The organism is Pseudomonas entomophila (genome assembly GCF_013523125.1).
Taxonomy (GTDB): Bacteria; Pseudomonadota; Gammaproteobacteria; order Pseudomonadales; family Pseudomonadaceae; genus Aquipseudomonas; species Aquipseudomonas entomophila_B.
In genome coordinates, this window is the sequence record NZ_JAAMQJ010000014.1 from 1 (window position 1) to 16,010 (window position 16,010).

Annotated in this window: 6 protein-coding genes and 1 pseudogene; 1 reads left to right on the forward strand and 6 read right to left on the reverse strand. The window is 68.4% G+C overall.

Going from position 1 to position 16,010, the window contains the following annotated elements; genetic code table 11:
• The 4 genes and pseudogenes from G7007_RS09705 to G7007_RS09715 all read right to left on the reverse strand — a co-directional run.
• Nucleotides 1–9,916 (reverse strand): non-ribosomal peptide synthetase (locus tag G7007_RS09705; RefSeq protein ID WP_181101245.1); only part of this gene is annotated, 9,916 nt, incomplete at its 3' end.
• A gap of 251 nt (nt 9,917–10,167) precedes the next feature.
• Nucleotides 10,168–10,935, reverse strand: a complete 768-nt coding sequence (locus G7007_RS22500; RefSeq protein ID WP_375139488.1) for a methyl-accepting chemotaxis protein — start codon at nt 10,933–10,935, stop codon at nt 10,168–10,170.
• Between the two features lie 165 nt (nt 10,936–11,100).
• Nucleotides 11,101–11,724 (reverse strand): annotated as a pseudogene (locus tag G7007_RS22505) (methyl-accepting chemotaxis protein); the annotation flags it as partial.
• 253 nt (nt 11,725–11,977) lie between these two features.
• Nucleotides 11,978–13,756 carry an ABC transporter transmembrane domain-containing protein gene (locus tag G7007_RS09715; RefSeq protein ID WP_181101247.1) on the reverse strand — a complete coding sequence of 593 codons (1,779 nt, stop codon included), beginning with the start codon at nt 13,754–13,756 and terminating at the stop codon, nt 11,978–11,980.
• Nucleotides 13,757–14,018: 262 nt separating this feature from the next.
• Here G7007_RS09715 and G7007_RS09720 point away from each other — a divergent pair, with 262 nt between their 5' ends.
• Nucleotides 14,019–14,186 (forward strand): PA1571 family protein, encoded by a 168-nt coding sequence (locus G7007_RS09720; RefSeq protein ID WP_375139487.1) that lies wholly within the window; start codon nt 14,019–14,021, stop codon nt 14,184–14,186.
• A 327-nt stretch (nt 14,187–14,513) separates the two neighbouring features.
• Here G7007_RS09720 and pdxB read toward each other — a convergent pair whose 3' ends face one another.
• On the reverse strand, nt 14,514–15,656 hold the full coding sequence (gene pdxB, locus G7007_RS09725) for a 4-phosphoerythronate dehydrogenase PdxB (RefSeq protein ID WP_181101251.1): 1,143 nt from the start codon (nt 15,654–15,656) through the stop codon (nt 14,514–14,516).
• A gap of 62 nt (nt 15,657–15,718) precedes the next feature.
• Nucleotides 15,719–15,961 carry a sulfurtransferase TusA gene (gene tusA, locus G7007_RS09730; protein ID WP_181101253.1) on the reverse strand — a complete coding sequence of 81 codons (243 nt, stop codon included), beginning with the start codon at nt 15,959–15,961 and terminating at the stop codon, nt 15,719–15,721.
• Nucleotides 15,962–16,010 lie beyond the last annotated feature (49 nt).

Genomic DNA, 16,010 nt, shown 5'->3' on the forward strand with positions numbered 1-16,010 from the left:
TGCAGCGCGAGACGTTCAGGTCCTGCATGAAGGCCTGCAGCATCGAGGGCACGAAGTGCAGCGTGCTGACCTGCTCGCGGGTAATCAGCTCGATCAGGCGTGCTGGGTCGCGATGATCCCCTGGAGCAGCCACGACCAACCGTGCGCCAGTCATCAGCGGCCAGAAGAATTCCCACACCGACACGTCGAAGCTGAACGGGGTTTTTTGCAGCACCGTATCGTCTGCCGTCAGGCCGTAGGCGTCTTGCATCCAGCACAGCCGGTTGACCAGTGCCGAATGACGGTTGCCCGCCCCTTTCGGGCGGCCCGTGGAGCCGGAGGTGTAGATCACATAAGCCAGGTTTTCAGGGTGCACCGGCACCTGCGGATCGTGGCTGCACTCGCTGCCTGGCTCCAGATCCAACGCCAGCGTCTGCACGCCCTCGCTCAACGGCAAATCCAGATGGCTTTGCGTCAACAGCAGGCTCACGCCACTGTCTTGCAGCATGTAGCGCAAACGATCCTGCGGGTATTCCGGATCCAGCGGCACATAGGCGCCCCCGGCCTTCAGAATGGCCAGCAGCCCCACCACCATCTCCACGCTGCGCTCGGCCGCGATGCCCACCCGTACATCAGGACCGACGCCCAGTTCGATCAGGCGATGGGCCAACCGGTTGGCACGTTCATTGAGCTGCGCATAGCTCAAGCGCGTCCCGCCAAACACCAACGCTTCGGCCTCGGGGGTGCGTTGCACTTGCGCTTCGATCAACTGCTGAACACTGCTGTCCAGCGGGCAAGGGACCGCCGTGTCGTTCCACTGCACCAGCGCCTGGTCGCGCTCATGCGCCGCCAGCAACGGCAACTCGGCCACCGTTCGATCCGGGCGAGCGACGATCCCTTGCAACAACGCGGTGAAGTGCGCCGCCAGGCGTTCGACGGTCGGCCGATCGAACAGGTCGCGGTCGTAGGCCAGCGAGGCCACCAGGCCCTGCTCGGTCTCGCAGGTATCGAGCACCAGGTCGAACTGTGCGCTGCCGCTGTCCCAGGTCAAAGGTGAAAGACGCAGGTCGCCCCATTCGCGGGCCTGACGCTCACGGGCCTGGTGGTTGAACAGCACCTGGAACAGCGGGCTGTGGCTGAGGTTGCGTTCGGGCGCCAGGGCCTCGACCAATTGCTCGAACGGCAGGTCCTGATGGGCCTGGGCATCGAGCGCCGCCTGGCGGGTCTGTTGCAACAGCGTGGTGAACGGCAGGCGCGGATCGATCTCGGCGCTCAGCACCTGGGTGTTGACGAAGAAACCGATCAGGCGCTCGGTCTCGGCGCGGGTGCGGTTGGCGACCGGCACCCCGACGCGGATGTCGGACTGCCCGCTGTAGCGGTGCAGCAGGGTCTGGAACGCCGCCAGCAGGACCATGAACAGGGTCACGTCCTGGGCCTGGGCCAACTGACGCAGGGCATCGCCCAGCGCAGGCGGCATGGCCAGTTCCAGGCGGGCGCCGCGCAGGCGACGCGTGGCCGGGCGCGCCCGGTCGAACGGCAGCGCCAGCACCGGCTGCTCGCCGCCCAGACGCTCGGTCCAGTAGTCCAGCTGCCGTTGCCGTTCGCCGCCATCGAGCCACTGGCGTTGCCAGGCGGCGTAGTCGGCGTACTGCACGCTCAGCGGCGCGGCGTCCAGGCCGTGGTACCCCTGCAGCAGCTCATCGATCAACACGCCCATGGAGGCGCCGTCGGCGATGATGTGGTGCTGCACGATCACCAGCACGTGGGTCTGGGTGTCCAGCGCCAGCAGGCGCACGCGCAGCAGAGGCCCGCTCACCAGGTCGAAGGGCTGGCGCACCTGGGCATCGACCCAGGCCAAGACGGTGTCCGTGTCTGCATTCGGCGCCTGCTCGACCTCCAATGGCAGCACCAGGGTGGGCTGGATGCGCTGGCACAGCGACCCCGCCTCGTCGCTGAAGGTGGTACGCAGCGGTTCGTGACGCGCGATGACCCGGTCGAACGCGCCTTGCAACGCCGCCAGGTCCAGGGGCCCGTCGATGCGCAGCGCCAGAGGCACGTTGTAGGCGGCGCTGTCCGGGTCCAGGCGCCAGAGGAACCACTGCCGCTCCTGGGCATAGGAGACGGGCATGGTCGCCTCGCGTGGCAGGACGGGGATGGCGGACGTGCCTGCGGGTACCAGGGCCGCGCACACCTCGGCGAAGGCGCCCAGGGTCGGGTGCGCGAACAGCGCGCGCAGCGGCACCTCCAGGGCCAGCGTCTGGCGGATCCGTGCGATCAGTTGCGTGGCCAGCAGCGAGTGCCCGCCGCGCTCGAAGAAATCATCGGCCAGCCCGATCGGCTCGACCTGCAACACCTGCGCCCAGAGCATCGCCAGGCGAGCCTGCAAGGCAGTGCGCGGCGCTTCGTAGGCGTGTTGCCCGGCGCCGAAGTCGGGCACGGGCAAGGCAGCGCGGTCGAGCTTGCCGTTGACGTTCAACGGCAGCCTGTCGAGCACCTGCCAGTGGGCCGGAATCATGTAGTCGGGCAGCGCCTGGCGCAGGGTGGCGCGCACGGCGTCCAGCCACTGGGCGTCGGGCTGTGGCTGAATGGCGCTGAGGTAGGCCACCAACTGGGTGCCGGTGGGGCTAGCCAGGGCCAGCACGGCCGCTTCGCGGACAGCTGCCAGCCCGTGCAGGCAGGCTTCGATCTCGCCGACCTCGATGCGCAGGCCGCGGATCTTCACCTGATGGTCGATCCGCCCGACGTACTCCAGGACGCCCGCGCGGGTATAGCGCGCCAGGTCGCCGCTGCGGTACAGCCGCGCGCCGGGTACCTGCGCATGCGGGTCGGGCAGGAAGCGCTCGGCCGTGAGCGCCGGGCGGTTCACGTACTGCTGGGCCAGGCCGTGGGTGGCGGCGATGCACAGCTCGCCGACGGCTTCGGCGGGTAGCAGCGCGCCGGTCGGGTCGAGCACGTACAGCGAGCGGCCGGCGATGGCCTGCCCGATGGGAATGCCGTGGCCGTCATGGGCGTCCTCCAGGCGACAGTCGTGCACGCTCGAGACCACCGTGGCCTCGGTCGGGCCATAGGTGTTGACCAGGCGGATCGACCCCAGGCCGGCAGCATGCCACAGGCGCAGGCCTTCGACCGACATCGCCTCGCCGCCCACGTGGACCTGGCGCAGGCGTCCGAGCCCCTGCCCCGGCGTGGCCGCGCAGGCACGGGCGAGCAGGTGCCAGTAAGCGGCCGGCAAGTCCGCCAGGGTCACCTGCTGCGCGACGATCACCTGGGTCAGTTGCTCGACGTCCCACAGCGTCTCGCCGCGCATGACCAGCGCGGCGCCCGTGCACAGCGGCGGATAGCACTGCTCGACGAAGCCGTCGAAACTGAAGGTGGCGAACTGCAGCACGCGGTCGTCTTCGACCAGGCAGGAGTACGCGGTCGCACTGTCGGTGAACTCGGCCAAGGCCGCATGACTGATCGCCACGCCCTTGGGCCGCCCGGTGGAGCCGGAGGTGTAGATGATGTAGGCCAGGTGCTCGGCGTCGAACGCCACCTGCGGCGCCTGATCGGCCAGAGGCGCGGCCGCCTCGCACAGCGCCGTCAGTTCCAGGCGCGGCACGCCTGCCGGCAGGGTCAGGTCGGTGAGCAGACCGTCGTCGCACAGCAGCAGGTCCAGGCCGCTGTCCTCGACCATGTAGGCCAGGCGTTCACGGGGATACTGGGCGTCCAGCGGCACGTACGCCGCGCCGCTCTTGAGTACTGCCAGCAGGCTGACGATCAGCCGCGGCCCGCGGTGCACGGCCAGGCCCACTCGCTGCCCGGGGCGCACGCCCTCGGCGATCAGTCGATGGGCCAGCTGGTTGGCCTGGCGCTCCAGGTCGCCGTAGCTCAGGCGGACCTCGCCACAGTGCACGGCCAACGCCTCGGGCCGACGCCGGGCCTGGGCGCTGATGCGCTGGTGGACCAGACCGGTGCCGCACGGCGTCACCGCCGGGCCTCGGCTGGTCGCGAGCAGGTCGGTGCGGGCAGGCGCGTCCAGCAGGTCGAGGGTGCCGACGGCGGCGTCGGGCGCCTGGTGCATCTGAGTAAGCAGGTGCAGCAGGCTGGCGCCCAGTTGGCGCACCTGGGCTGCGTCGAACGCCGCCGGGTCGTAGCTGAATTCCAGGCGCACGCCCTCCCCGCGCTCGATGCCCAGGGTCAGCGGGTAGTGGGTGCGCTCGTGGTTGTGGACCGCGCCGAAACGCAGACCGGCCGGCGCGCCCTGGCGCAGGGCCTCTGCCACCGGGAAGTTCTCGAACACCAGCAGGCTGTCGAACAGCGCCGTGCCCTGGTGCCCGGCCCAGCCTTGCACGGTGTAGAGCGGCACGTGCTCGAACTCGCGCAGTTCGAGGTTGAAGGCCTGGACGTCTTCCAGGTACGCCTGCACCGTGCGCTGCGGCGCGGCATCGACCAGCACCGGCAAGGTGTTGATGAACAGGCCCAGCTGGTCTTCGATGCCGGGCAGCGGTGCCGAACGTCCCGACACCGTGGCGCCGAAGACCACGCAGGACTGGCCGGTCAGGCGTTGCAAGAGCAGGCCCCAGGCCGCCTGGAACAGGGTGTTGAGGGTGACCTTGTGCTGACGGGCGAAGCGCTCCAGCGCCTCGGTCTGCGGCGTGTCGATCTGCGCCAGGTAGTGCCCCTCGCCGGCCGCCACGTCGGGGCGACGCAGCGCCTGGGCCAGCAGGGTCGGGCCTGGCAACGCGCTCAGTCGAGGCGTCCAGAAGCGTTCGGCCGCGTCGGTCGCCTGCTGCGCCAGCCAGCCCAGGTAGTCCCGGAAACGCCCCTGCGCCGCAGTGGGCCGCTCGCCAGCGTAGTGCCCGATCACCTCGGCCAGCAGCTGGGCGTTGCTCCAGCCGTCGAGCAGGATGTGGTGGCTGGTGTAGATCAGCTGCCAGTCGTCCGGTCCGGTGCGCGCCAGCAACAGGCGCCACAGCGGTGCGCAGCTCAGGTCGAAGCCACGCGTGCGTTCGGCCTCGGCCAGGGCGTCGAGGTCGGCGGTGGGCGTGTCGATGACCTCAAGGGGCAGCGCCAAGGCGCGGTGGACGACCTGGTGCGCGCTGTCCAGGCCGTGCCAGTGGATGCTGCTGCGCAGGATCTCGTGACGTGCGCACGCGGTCTCCCAGGCCTGCCAGAAGCGCGTCAGGTCCAGCCCGCCGATGTCCAGGCGCAGTTGGTTGATGTAGGCACCGTCGTCGGTGTCGTAGAGGGCGTGGAAGAACAGGCCCTGCTGCATGGGCGACAGCGGGTACAGGTCTTCGATGGAGGGCCCTGGGATTGGCAGACCGTCGAGCTGCGCCTGGTCGAGCTGGGCCAGCGGGAAGTCCGCCGGTGACGGCTGCCCGGCCGGCACCGCCAGGCAATGGACGACCAGGGCCTCGAGCTCCTGGGTGTAGGCGTCGGCCAGGGCCTGGACGGTGTCGGTCTCGAACTGGTCGCGGCTGTAGCCCCACTGTAACGTCAGTTCGCCTGCGTACACCTGGCCTTCCACGGTCAGCCAGTTGGCCAGCGGTGCGTCCAGGTCCTGCCCGCCGCCGCCCTGCTCATGAGCCGGCGTGAACACGGCGGCGCCCTCGAACTGGCCGTCGAACTGGCCGAGGTAATTGAAGGTGACCCGCGGTGCCGGAAGCGCGGCCAGCGCCGCCTGGGTCGCCACATCGCTCAGGTAGCGCAGCACGCCATGGCCAAGCCCTTTGTCGGGCACGGCGCGTAGTTGTTCCTTGATCGCCTTGATCGACTCGCCGAGCCCCGCCTGCGGCTGCAGCCGGACCGGGTACAGGCTGGTGAACCAGCCGACGCTGCGGGTCAGGTCGAGGCCGTCGAACAGGTCTTCACGCCCGTGTCCTTCCAGCTGCAGCAAGGCCGCCTGGGCGCCGCTCCAGCGGCACAGGACCCGCGCCAGGGCGGTCAGCAGGAGGTCGTTGACTTGGGTGCGATAGGCCGCTGGCGCTGCCTGCAGCAATTGCCGCGTCCTCTCGGGCGAGAGCCGCGAGGCCACCTTGGCCGCCTGTCGCTGGGTCGCCAGCGCCCCCGGCCGGTCGCAGGGCAGCTCGCCGTCCACCCGTTGCGCCTGCCAGTAAGGCAACTGCTCGGCCGCCGTCGGTAGCCACTCGACCAACCGGGCCGTCCAGGCCTGGTAGCTGCTGGTGCGGGCCGGCAGGGTCGCGGCCTGGCCGGTCTGGTGCTGGGCATAAGCCTGCTCGAGGTCGTCGAGCAGAATGCGCCACGACACGCCATCGACCGCCAAATGGTGGATGACCAGCAGCAGGCGTTGCTCGCCGTCGGGCAGGGCCACCAGCAGCGCACGTAGCAGAGGCCCCTGCTGCAGGTCGAGGCTACGCTGGGCCTCGTCGCACAGGCGCATCAGGTCGGCGCTGTCGGTGGCCTGGCGCTGCCAGAGATCGAGGCACTCGCCGGTCTGGCCATAGTGCTGGGACCAGCCCTCGGCCGACGCCGTGAAGCGCAGTCGCAGGGCGTCATGGTGGTTGACCACCGCGGTCAGGGCGGCCAGCAGTGCCTGGGGCTGCAGGGGCAGACGCGCGCGCAGCAGCACGGACTGGTTCCAGTGATGGCGCGCCGGGATGGCCTGCTCGAAGAAGTGGTGCTGCACCGGGCTCAGGGTCACCGGGCCCGTGGCGGGTGCCTGCTCGACGGGGGCGGTGGACGGTCGCCCGGCGGCGCCGGCCAGGCGGCGCAGGGTCTGGAACTGGAACAGGTCGCGCGGGCTGAAGTGCAACCCTTCGCGTCGGGCACGGCTGACCACCTGGATGGCGATGATGGAGTCGCCGCCCAGCGCGAAGAAGTTGTCTTCCAGACCGACCTCGGGCACGCCCAGCACCTCGCGCCAGATCGCCGCCAGCGCCTGCTGCGTGGCGGTTTCGGGCGCCTCGAAGCGACTGCATGGGGTGGCGTCAGGCCGTGGCAGGGCCTTGCGGTCGAGCTTGCCGTTGGGGGTCAGCGGCCAGCGCTCCAGCGCAACCAGGTGGCTGGGCACCATGAACTCGGGCAGTGCCTGCGCCAAGCCGTCCTTGAGCCCTTGCTGCCAACCGTCGGGCTGCGCGTCGAGCACCAGGTAGGCCACCAGCTGCTTGCCGTCCAGCGCCAGCACCACTGCTTCACGCACCCCGGCCTGTTGCACCAGGCGCGCCTCGATCTCGCCCAGTTCGATGCGCAGGCCACGGAGTTTGACCTGGTGGTCGAGACGGCCCAGGTACTCGATCACGCCATCGGGCCGCTGACGCACTCGGTCGCCGGTGCGGTAGAGGCGCTGGCCGACCACGAAGGGATCGGCGACGAAGCGTTCGGCGGTCAGCCCCGGACGGCGGTGATAACCGCGTGCCAGCCCGATGCCGCCCAGGTACAGCTCGCCGGACACACCCGGCGCGACCGGCTCGAGCCCGGCGTCGAGCACGTAGGTACGCAGGTTGGCGATCGGCACACCGATCGGCACGCTGTCACGGCCTTCCTCGACGCAGGTCCAGTGGGTGACGTCGATGGCCGCTTCGGTCGGACCATACAGGTTGTACAGCGCGGCCTTCGGCAGCCTGGCGAAGACCTGCGCCTGCGCCTCCACCGGCAAGGCCTCGCCGCTGCAGACGATGCGGCGCAGGCTGTGGCAGGCCTCTACCCCAGGTTCATGGATGAACGCCTGGAGCATCGACGGCACGAAGTGCAACGTGCTGACCTGGTAGCGGCCCAGGGTCTCGATCAGGCGCGCCGGGTCACGGTGCTCGCCGGGGGCGGCCACGGCCAGGCGTGCGCCGGTTATCAGCGGCCAGAAGAACTCCCAGACCGAGACGTCGAAGCTGAACGGGGTCTTTTGCAGCACCGTGTCGCTGGCGTCCAGGCGGTAGGCGTTCTGCATCCAGTGCAGGCGGTTGACCAACGCCTCGTGGCTGTTGCCCGCGCCTTTCGGCCGGCCGGTGGAGCCTGAGGTGTAGATCACGTAGGCCAGTTGACGTGGATCGACGCGCACCTCGGGCGCGTGGTCGGGCTGGTCGTCCAGCGCCAGCGTGTCGAGGGTCAGGCACTGAACGCCAGGCAGCGCTGGCAGGTCGGCCTGCACGGCCTGGTGGGTCAACAGCAGACCGATGCCGCTGTCGTCGATCATGTAGGCCAGGCGTTCGGCCGGGTAGTCCGGATCCAGCGGCACATAGGCAGCGCCCGCCTTGAGGATCGCCAGCAACCCCACGACCAGGTCCACGCTGCGCTGCAGGCTGGTGCCGATCAGGGTGTCGGTATCGGCGCCCTGGCTGCGCAGGTAATGCGCCAGACGGTTGGCGCGGGTATCGAGCTGGGCGTAGCTGAGGGTCGTCTCGCCGAAGACCAGAGCGGGTGCATCCGGCGTGCGTCGGACCTGTGCCTCGAACAGCTGGTGGACACCGGTCGGGCCGGGGTACTCGCGGGCGGTGTCGTTCCAGGTGTCCAGCACGGTGGCGCGGGTCGACGCATCGAGCATCGGCAGTTGCCACAGCGCCGTCTCGGGCCGCTCGACCAGAGCGCGCAGCAGTGTCTGCCAATGCTGGGCCATGGCCTCGACGGTGGCCGCCTCGAACAGGTCGCTGGCGTAGGTGAACGCCGCTTGCAGCGTGCCGCCTTGTTCGTAGGTGTCCAGGCTCAGGTCGAACTGAGTGGTGCGGCTGCGCCAGGCCAGGTGCGACAGCTGCAAGCCCGACGCCAGGGTGACCGCGGCCAGGTCGGCGACGTGCGGCTGGTGGTTGTACATCACCTGGAACAGCGGCGCATGGCTGAGGCTGCGCTCGACCTTGAGCGCCTCGAGCAAACGCTCGAATGGCAGGTCCTGGTGGGCCTGGGCGCCCAGGACGGTGTCGCGGATGGCTTGCAGGTAGGTCAGGCCATCGGTGCGGGACTCAGGTTGCAGGCGCAGCACCTGGGTGTTGACGAACAGGCCGATCAGCCCTTCGACTTCGGCGCGGTTGCGGTTGGCCACCGGGCTGCCCACGCGCAGGTCGGTCTGGCCGGTGTAGCGCTGCAACAGCAGGCCGAACGATCCCAGCAGCACCATGAACGGCGTCAGGGTGTGTTGACGCGCGAAGCCGCGCACCTGCTCGGCCAACGTCGCCTCGACCGTGAAGGCATGACGACTGCCGCGCCCGCTCGGTGCGGCCGGCCGGGGATGGTCCAGCGGCAGTTCGAGCACCGGCTGTTCGTCGCCCAGCTGCGCCTGCCAGTAGGCCAGCTGTCGCTCCAGTTCACCGGCTTCGAGCCAGCGCCGCTGCCACAAGGCATAGTCCACATACTGGATCGGCAAGGCCGGCAGTTGCGGCTGCTCGCCTTGGGCGAACGCGTCGTAGCAACGGCTGAACTCGTCGATCAGCACGGTCATCGACCAGCCGTCGGAGACGATGTGGTGCAAGGTCAGCAGCAAGACGTGTTCCTGCGCGTCCAGTTGCAACAGGCGAATGCGCAGCAACGGGCCCTGCGCCAGGTCGAACGGCTTCAACGATTCGGCTTCGACGCTCGCCTGCACCTCGCGCGCTCGGTCCGCAGGCGCCAGGTGACGCAGGTCGATCACCTCGATCGGCGCCGGTGCCCCGCCCTCGACCTGCACGGGCCGTTCATCGGCCTGCTGCCGGAACACCATGCCCAGGCTCTGGTGCCGCGCGAGCACGACGGTGAACGCCTGCTCCAGCGCCGCCCGATCCAGCGGCCCGTCGAGCCGCACTGCGCCGGGCAGGTTGTAGGCACCACTGTGGCGGTCCATCTGCCAAAGCACCCACATGCGCTGTTGGGCGTAGGACAACGCCTGGCGATCGGGCGCCTGGACGTTCGCCGGGATCGGGAACTGGGCGAAGTCGATCCCCTCGCCACGCAACCGCTCGAGGAACAGCCGACGCTTGTCTTCGGGAAGCTCGATGAAACGGCTGGCGAGTTGGAGGGACTTTTCGGCGTTCATCGACTGATTTCCGTTGCAGGTGATCGGGGGACCCGGAGGTATCCCTACGAAACGGAATCAGATGGGGGAAAATTAGCGGAGGGGGGGCGAGCGGCAAGCTACAAGCTACAAGCTACAAGCTACAAGCGGATGTCTAGGGCTGTAGGTCAGCGGCAGCGATCTAGGTACTAGGCGCTGACCCCAAAGCCCTGCGAATCGCTTCTACTTGCAGCTTGCCGCTTGCCGCTTGCTGCTTGCTGCTTGCCGCTGCTTCAGGCACTCAACCGAGCCGTGAGCGTGCCCAACTGACCGGACAGGGCATGCAAGCGCTGCCCGGCCTGCTCGGTCTGCTGCACGGCCTGCTGGTTGTCGGTGGCGATCCGGGTGATGTCCACCAGGTTGCGCGAGATGTCGTCGGCCACGCTGGTCTGCTCTTCGGCGGCCGTGGCGATCTGCCGGTTCATGTCGCGGATCGCTTCTATCGACGTGGTGATGCGTTGCAGCATGCGCCCGGCCTCGACCACCTGCCCTGCCCCGGCTTCACTGCGCTGCTGACCGCTTTCGATGGCCTTGACGGCGTCGACCGCGCCGGACTGCACGGCTTCGATGATCTGGTGGATTTCGGCGATCGAGGCCGCTGTCCGCTGGGCCAGGCTGCGCACCTCGTCAGCAACCACGGCGAACCCACGGCCGGCCTCACCGGCGCGGGCCGCTTCGATGGCGGCGTTGAGCGCCAGCAGGTTGGTCTGCTCGGCAATGCCGCGTATCACCTCCAGCACCTTGCCGATGCGCGTGCTGTCGCTTTCCAGATGGCGGATCACACCGGCAGTGTCCGCGATTTCTCGGTTGACCTGCTCGATCAGGTCGATGGTGGTCTGCATCACCCGCTCGCCGGCCTGGGCATTGTGGTCGGCCTCATCGGCCGCCTGGGCCGCATCCGCCGCATGGCGGGCCACCTCCTGCGCCGTGGCGGACATTTCATGCATGGCGGTGGCGACCTGGTCGGTACGCTGGAACTGATCGTGGGTACCGCGTGCCATGTCGCCGGCCACACCGCGCAACTGGTCGCTGGCGGTTTCCAGCTCCACGGTGTTGCGCTTGAGACTGCCGACGGTATCGGCCAGAAAATCGCGCAACGTGTTGGCGGCGACGGCCAGGCGACCCAGTTCGTCCTGGCGACCGTCGGCGACCCGTGCGGCGAAACGGCCTTGGCTGAGCTGGGCGACGTAGTCGATCAGCACGCGGATCGGCGCGATCAGCGTGCGATTGAGCAGCCACAGGCTCAACACGCCGACCAGCAGCGCCGAGGCCAGCATCACCAGCACGCCCACCATGACGGTACGCTCAGCGCGTCCATTGATGCCCTGGGCCTGTTCACGGGCCTCCCCACGCAGTCGCTCGACCAGGGCGCTCATCTGCTCGCTGGCCGCGCGATCCACCCCCTTGACCGCCAGATCGCCTGCGCGTGGGTCACCCCCAGCGGCAAGGAAGGCTTGCCGTCCGCGCGCGTAGGCCTCGCCCAACTGCTGATGGCTTTGCTTGAGCTGGGTCAGCGGGTCACGCAGCTCGGCATCGCCCCCCGCGATCAGTTCGCCGAGCAACTGCTGCACCTGCTGCTCGCGTGCCTGGAACTGCTGCCAGTACTTGTCGAGTTCGGCAGGTTCACGGCCGCGCAGCAGCACGTTCTTCCATTCCTGGACTTGAATCTTGAACTGAAGGTTGGCTTCGTCGATCAGTTGCGATTCGCGTAACGGACCGTCGATCAGCTCGCCGTAATCGCGCACGCTGGCAGACAGGAACTGGAAGCAGACCATGGCGATCAGCAGCATCGCCGCCAGGCTACCGCCCAGCAGGGTGAGAAATTGCACACGCAGGGATTTACGCAAGACAGTCGCTCTCGGAACAAGGACGGAGAAAGCAGCGCATACCGCAGGTAGGCGTACCGCGAACGTCCTTGTACCGCGGCGTGCCTGCCTTGAGAGCGGATGGGCCGCCCAAGGCAAGCGGCCTTTGCGGGGTATGCACGACAACCGAGGCGAATGCTCTCAAGCCAATGCGACAAATTTGTTACAAATTGAAGATTTATCTCACATCGCTTGCCGACTGACCGAACTGCAAGGCCGCCAACCGGGCATACAACGGGCTGCTGTCGCGCAGTTGGCGGTGGGTGCCGATGGCAACCACGCGGCCCTGGTCCATGACGGCGATGCGGTCGGCATGCTGCACCGTGGCCAGGCGGTGGGCGATGACCAGGGTGGTGCGCCCGGCCATCAGCGAGGGCAGCGCCTGCTGGATCAAGTGCTCGCTCTGGGCGTCCAGGGCGCTGGTGGCCTCGTCCAGCAGCAGGATCGGGGCATCGGCCAGCAAGGCGCGGGCGATCGCCAGGCGTTGGCGCTGGCCACCGGACAGACCGAGACCACCCTCACCCAATAGGGTCTGGTATCCGTCGGGCAAGCGCAGGATGAAGTCATGGGCGTGGGCGCCACGGACGGCCGCCTCGACCTCGGCCTGGCTGGCGTCGGGCCTGGCATAGCGCAGGTTGTCCTCGACGCTGCCACGAAACAGCGCAGGCTGCTGCGCGACCAGGGCGAACTGGCGGCGCAGTGCGGCCGGGTCCAAGGTGTCGATGGCCTGGCCATCGAGCCGGATGACGCCCCGCTGGGGGTCGTAGAAACGCAGCAGCAGGTCGAACAGGGTCGACTTGCCGGCGCCCGACGGGCCGACCAGCGCCACCGTCTGGCCCGGTTCGATGCACAGGTCCAGGCCATCCAGCGCCGCGACACCGGGGCGCGACGGGTAGGCGAAGTGCACGTCCTGGAGTTCGACCCGGCCCGTGGCGCGACCGCCCGGCACCCGCGCGGGAGAGGCCGGTGGCAGGATCTGACTGCGTGCGGCGAGCAGCTCGGCGATGCGCTCGGCCGCTCCGGCGGCGCGCTGCAGCTCGCCGATGACCTCGCTCAACGTGCCGAAGGCGCTGCCGACGATCAGGCTGTAGAAGACGAAGGCCGCCAGTTCGCCGCTGGAGATGCGCCCGGCGATCACATCCATACCGCCGACCCAGAGCATCACCCCGACCGCGCCGAGCACCAGCCCGATGACCAGGGTGATCAGCCAGGCACGCTGAGCGATACGGCGCCGGGCGACATCGAAGGCGTCTTCCACCGTGTCGGCAAACCGCTGACGGTCGCACGCCTGGTGGTTGTAGGCCTGCACGGTCTTGATCTGGCCCAGGGTCTCGGCCACGTAGCTGCCGACGTCGGCGACCCGGTCCTGGCTCTGGCGCGACAGCCGGCGCACGCTGCGACCGAACAGCAGGATCGGCGCCAGCACCAGCGGCAGGGCAGCGACCACGATGCCGGTGAGCTTGGGGTTGGTGACGAACAGCAGCACGATGCCGCCGATCACCATCAACGCATTGCGCAGGAACATCGACAGGGACGAGCCGATCACCGACTGCAACAGCGTGGTGTCGGTGGTCAGCCGCGACTGGATCTCGGCGCTGCGATTGTCCTCGAAAAAGCCGGGATGCAGGCTCAGCAGGTGATCGAACACCGCACGGCGCAGGTCGGCCACGCAGCGCTCGCCGATCCACGAGACCAGGTAGAAGCGGCTGAAGGTGCCGAGGGCCAGGGCCAGCACCAGCCCCATGAACACGCCGATGGACTGGTTGAGCAGGTGTGGCGAACGGGTCATGAAGCCTTGGTCGACCAGCAGCCGGATGCCTTGGCCCAGGGACAGGGTGATACCGGCGGTCACCACCAGCGCCAGGAGGGCCAGTAGCAGGCGCGTGCGGTAAGGACGCACAAAGCGCCAGGCCAGGTGCAAGGCCTGGCGTTGCGGAGAAGACAGCGGAGCATGCATGGGTCGAGCCTGTGAAAGCGAAAGGTCAAGACTATCATCGCGACGATCGGTGGGAACCCTGGCCCGTCGCTGTGCGTCCCACTTCACGGACGCAGCAGTGGACAGGCCAATGGCCTCCCTGCCTATAACCCTTCGTTCTAAAGGGACTCTGGCGTTCCGACCGTGAATCTGTTGCACTGAGGTCGCCGGGCATGTCGACGCTGTCACACGCGCGACATCGCCCGCCTCTACCCTGAGCTGAAACCTGATGAAGAGACAGGACATGAGCATGCACACCCACCAAGACACTCCGAACACCCAGCAACCCCACGAGCAGCTTCACGCCTGTGGTTCGATCATCGATCAGCAAGGCCGCGAAGTGCCGATCACCGAATCGATGATCCAGCAGGCCTGCAAGGCGCTCGAAAAAGAGCGTAGCGAGTCGCATTGAATGCAGTGAGACCGATCTTCATCCCTGGGCGTCAGAGGGGTGAAGGTCGGTCTTTTTCATGAAGGGCGCTTGGGTCGGTCAGTGACTGTACGTGCCTCAAAACGGTGAGCCATCATCGGTGCTGCACCTCCGCCATCGCGGGCAATCCCGCTCCCACAGGTTCGCCACTGCGTGGGCTCACAGGCTGGCTTTATTGCTAAATTGCTAAAGGCAGTTCATCGCGGTCACCTGTGGGAGCCGGCTTGCCGGCGATAGCGATCTTGCCGCCCACCACCGTTTCCCTTCAGGCCAGGGTCTATAGACGATCCGCACCCTCTCGACACTACCTCACACCACCTGCGCCCCCAATGCCCGCGCCAATGCAGCAATGGCCTGCCCCTGCCCCGCCACCTTCACCCGCAACCCTTCGATCTCGCGACGCGGTGGATACTGCTTGCGCAGCCGATCGAACCCGGCCTTCTGCGCCGCCACATCGTCGCTCAGGCTGCGCCGGAAGTCGGCATCGTCGCGGCGCGGGTCGTACACCGCGCGGCACAGGGTCGAGAGCACCCAGGCTGGGTCGGCACTGGCGTCGAAGGTCAGTTCGGTCAACGCTTGCGCTGGCAACAGCGCGGCCAGGTGCACCTGGGGCGCCCGGCCCAGCCAACGGCACAGGGCCTGGTACACCTGCGCCGTACCACGCTGGCGCCCATCGAGGCTGTAGCCGGCGATGTGCGGCGTGGCCAGGGTGCACAGGTCGGCCAGGGCCAGGTCCACCTGGGGTTCGCCTTCCCAGACATCGAGCACGGCGTGCAGGTCGTCGCGCGCCTGCAGGCACGCGCGCAGCGCGGCGTTGTCGACCACCGGCCCGCGGCTGGCATTGATCAGCCAGGCGCCGGTGCGCAGCTGCGCCAGCTGGGCGCCGCCGAGCAGGTGCCAGGTGGGGTGCGGGCCGTCGCGCAGCAGCGGGGTGTGCAGGCTGATCACGTCGCACTGCGCGAGCACCGTGTCGAGGCTGACGAAGTCACCGCCCTCGCCGGTCTGGCGCGGCGGGTCGCAGACCAGCACCTTCCAGCCCAGCCCGCGCAGCACCTGCACCAGACGGCCCCCGACCTCACCGGCCCCGACCACGCCATAGGTACGCGTGGCCAGGTCGACGCCCTCGAGGTCGGACAGGGTCAGCAGGCTGCCCAGCACGTAGTCCACCACCCCCCGTGCGTTGCAGCCCGGCGCGCTGCTCCAGTGGATCCCGGCCTGGGCGAAATGCTCGAGGTCCAGGTGGTCGGTGCCGATGGTGCAGGTGCCGACGAAGCGCACGCGGCTGCCCTGCAGCAGGTGGCGATCGACCCGGGTCACCGAGCGTACCAGCAGCACGTCGGCATCCTTGACACAGGCGGCGTCGATGGCGCGCCCTGGGTAACGGCGGATCTCGCCGAAGCCTGCGAAAAAGGCATCGAGCAGCGGGATGTTTTCGTCGGCAACAATCAGCATGGGCGTTCTCCAGTCAGGGGAACGCAGTGTAGGCGCTGGGGGCACGCCCGACCAGCCAGGGCTCAGTCGTGCTTCTTGCGGATCCAGTACAGGTAGGTGCCGGCGTCTTCCTGCTGGTTCACCAGTTCATGCCCGAGAAAGGTGCAGAACTTGGGGATGTCGCGACGCGTCGAGGGGTCGGTGGCGATCACCTTGAGCAGGCCGCCGGCCGCCAGGTCACGCACGTGCTGGTGCAGCATCATCACCGGCTCCGGGCAGTTGAGCCCGCTGGCATCGAGAACGGCATCGGGGGTGTGGTCGGTCATGGGCAGCTCCGTGAAAGGGCGCCCATTGTCGCTCATGCGCAGGCGATCA

Coding starts and splice junctions, on each gene's coding strand:
- G7007_RS22500 (WP_375139488.1), bottom strand. CDS start 10,935: ATGGCACGCGGTACCCACGATCAGTTCCAGCGTACCGACCAGGTCGCC.
- G7007_RS09715 (WP_181101247.1), bottom strand. CDS start 13,756: ATGCATGCTCCGCTGTCTTCTCCGCAACGCCAGGCCTTGCACCTGGCC.
- G7007_RS09720 (WP_375139487.1), top strand. CDS start 14,019: ATGAGCATGCACACCCACCAAGACACTCCGAACACCCAGCAACCCCAC.
- pdxB (WP_181101251.1), bottom strand. CDS start 15,656: ATGCTGATTGTTGCCGACGAAAACATCCCGCTGCTCGATGCCTTTTTC.
- tusA (WP_181101253.1), bottom strand. CDS start 15,961: ATGACCGACCACACCCCCGATGCCGTTCTCGATGCCAGCGGGCTCAAC.